Annotated in this window: 2 protein-coding genes; one reads left to right on the top strand and one right to left on the bottom strand. The window is 44.8% G+C overall.

Annotated elements, in window-relative coordinates:
- The first annotated feature begins 322 nt into the window (after positions 1-322).
- Positions 323-1477: an IS110 family transposase gene (locus A3729_RS09490; protein WP_068510169.1), complete on the top strand. Its 1155-nt coding sequence runs from the start codon at positions 323-325 to the stop codon at positions 1475-1477.
- A 461-nt stretch (positions 1478-1938) separates the two neighbouring features.
- On the opposite strand, the gene A3729_RS09485 is transcribed toward A3729_RS09490, so the two are convergent.
- The gene (locus A3729_RS09485) at positions 1939-2271 is read right to left on the bottom strand and encodes a Qac family quaternary ammonium compound efflux SMR transporter (RefSeq protein WP_068511193.1); all 333 of its coding nucleotides are present in this window, start codon (positions 2269-2271) and stop codon (positions 1939-1941) included.
- Between the last annotated feature and the right edge of the window lie 225 nt (positions 2272-2496).

The raw sequence follows: 2496 nt of genomic DNA, 5'->3' as shown, positions 1-2496 counted from the left end.
ACACCTTAGATGGCGACTTTACCGGACTCCCTAGGAACACACCACCGACGAAGCCTCTACAAATTCAAATGTGCCTGAGAAACTTAAACAGCAGAGCGGAACAGTGGGAAAACGTGCCACCTACCCTAAAACTTTAAACGGAGGAATACATGATAAGAAACGAGCATTCCCTGCCGAATATTGAGCCCTAAACCTTAAGAGCCAAAAAACATTTAGACATAATGACTCCCCACGTCCCAAAAGAGTGCTGACCTCCTATCGTGGGTTAGCAAAGCCAGAGCCATAATATATGTGTCATACCATATAAGCGGAGGCCAGCACCATGAAAAACAATACCATAATTTTTGTCGGATTGGACACCCATAAGGAGTTCACCGAAGTCGCATATTGCGAAGATCAACGAGGCTCAGAAGTAAAACACCTTGGAAGAGTTTCTTCAGCCAAAGTATCACTTACCAAGATGGCAAGACAGTTTGAAAGCAAATACCCGCAGGCTACCCTGCATTTTGTTTATGAAGCAGGCCCCTGTGGCTACTGGATTTATCGATTGCTGACAAGCTTAGGCCATTGTTGCTATGTTGTTGCGCCATCACTGATTCCAAAGAAACCCGGACAACGCGTGAAAACAGATAAACGCGATGCACAAGATTTAGCTCGTTTGGTTCGTAATGGCGACCTTGATCCGATTTACGTTCCTGAACCCGCAGATGAAGCAATACGAGATCTATCTCGAGCACGTGAGCGTGCAATGCATGATTTGAATAATGCACGTTTCCAGCTAAAAGCCTTGCTGCTCAGAAACCATATTAACTATTCAGGCAAATCAAATTGGAGCTTAAAACACCTTCGTTGGTTAACAGAGATCATCTTACCTCATCCTAGTCAGCAATTTGTCTTGCAAGAGATGATTCAAACCATTTCAGAACGCAATGCTCGACTAGAGCGTCTGGACAATGAACTCGCCCATCACGTGAAGCAATGGCGATATTATCCGGTTGTGAAAGCGATACAAGCCTTGAGAGGCGTTCGACTGCTCACCGCCACTGGTGTCATTGTAGAGCTAGGAGACTTAACACGATTTGATAGCCCTAGAAAACTGATGAGTTATATCGGAACGACGCCCTCCGAACATTCAAGTGGAGGAAAACGACACTTAGGCGCGATCACCAAGTGTGGAAATGGGCGAGCGAGGAGATTGTTAGTTGAGGCTGCACATAGCTATCGCTATCCCGCAAAGATATCGAAGGAATTACAGCTCAGGCAGGAAGGATTGCCGAAAGAGGTAATTGATCAAGCTTGGCAAGCACAACAGAGATTATGTAGACGATATCAACGACTAATACACAAAGGTAAACATCGAAGTGTCGTGGTAACGGCGATCGCACGAGAACTGATAGCTTATATCTGGTCAATCTCGAAGGAAGTCACCTTACCCAGAATAGATCCAAAAACACGAATCTCACGCGTACCCGCTTAAGTAGATAAGGAATAATACATGAACAAGTTTAGCGTCAATGCAAAAGATCAAGCAGCGGCTGTGGTGCAATCACCGAAGGCGTTAGGTTGGCAATGAGCTAGCAGTACATTGATCCACGAGCATAGACTGAAGACAGGCACCACGACGTAATAAGTAAGGTTGGATAGGTTAACGCGTCGCGTTAGCAACCCACGAATACCAGCATGATCACCGTCGAAATTACTTGCTTCATCTGATGCGTTGACGCTTCCCTAACGGGAAGAATGTTAATTAAAAAGAAAGGCTCTGGCCGAGGTTCCGGCAGGATTTTGTGCGGGCCTCTTGACGTGGGGAGTCATACCAACGCNTNGNNNAGCGGAAACTGTAGTGTAGTGGCTTTGTGCAACAATGAGCGAAGCGAATGCACAAAGCCGCGGAGCGGAGGTTTTCCGACTGGTGCAACTTGTTAGATGCATACTGGACTAATGTGCACTGGTTTTTGAAAGCAAGTTGAGAACAACAACGCCACCAACGATTAAACCCATGCCAACATACCCCCAAAGGTCAAGTTTTTGCCCGTGCATGAACCATGCGACTAGAGTTACTAAAACTATGCCAAGCCCTGACCAAACTGCATATGCAATACCAACAGGGATTGATTTCAGAGTAAGTGAAAGTAAATAGAAAGCAGCGCCATAGCCAATAATAACAAGCAGCGATGGGGCGATTTTAGTAAAACCTTCACTAGACTTAAGACTGGATGTTGCAATTACTTCACAAATAATAGCAGCGGATAAGAATAACCAGTTTTTCACAGTTTTCTCCAATGTATATATTTTTCGAAAGATTAAACTAACCCTTTAAAAATGAACAGTCTTGTTCTTTTGGAGAGGCTGTGAGCACATGGGGCATCTAACGCCCAGCTAAACGGAGGAGTAACAATGGCGGCATTTTTGGAACAAAAATGATGCGATTGTTACGGAGTCCGTTTGAGCTGTTGGTTATGTGCATTTTTTCTTTGTTACTTTGATGTCAGTATA

Source organism: Oleiphilus sp. HI0043, from assembly GCF_001634935.1.
This window is presented reverse-complemented; position numbering and strand designations above follow the sequence as displayed.

Bases quoted from the DNA above. Each gene is read 5' to 3' on its own strand.
- A3729_RS09490 (WP_068510169.1), top strand. From the start codon at position 323: ATGAAAAACAATACCATAATTTTTGTCGGATTGGACACCCATAAGGAG.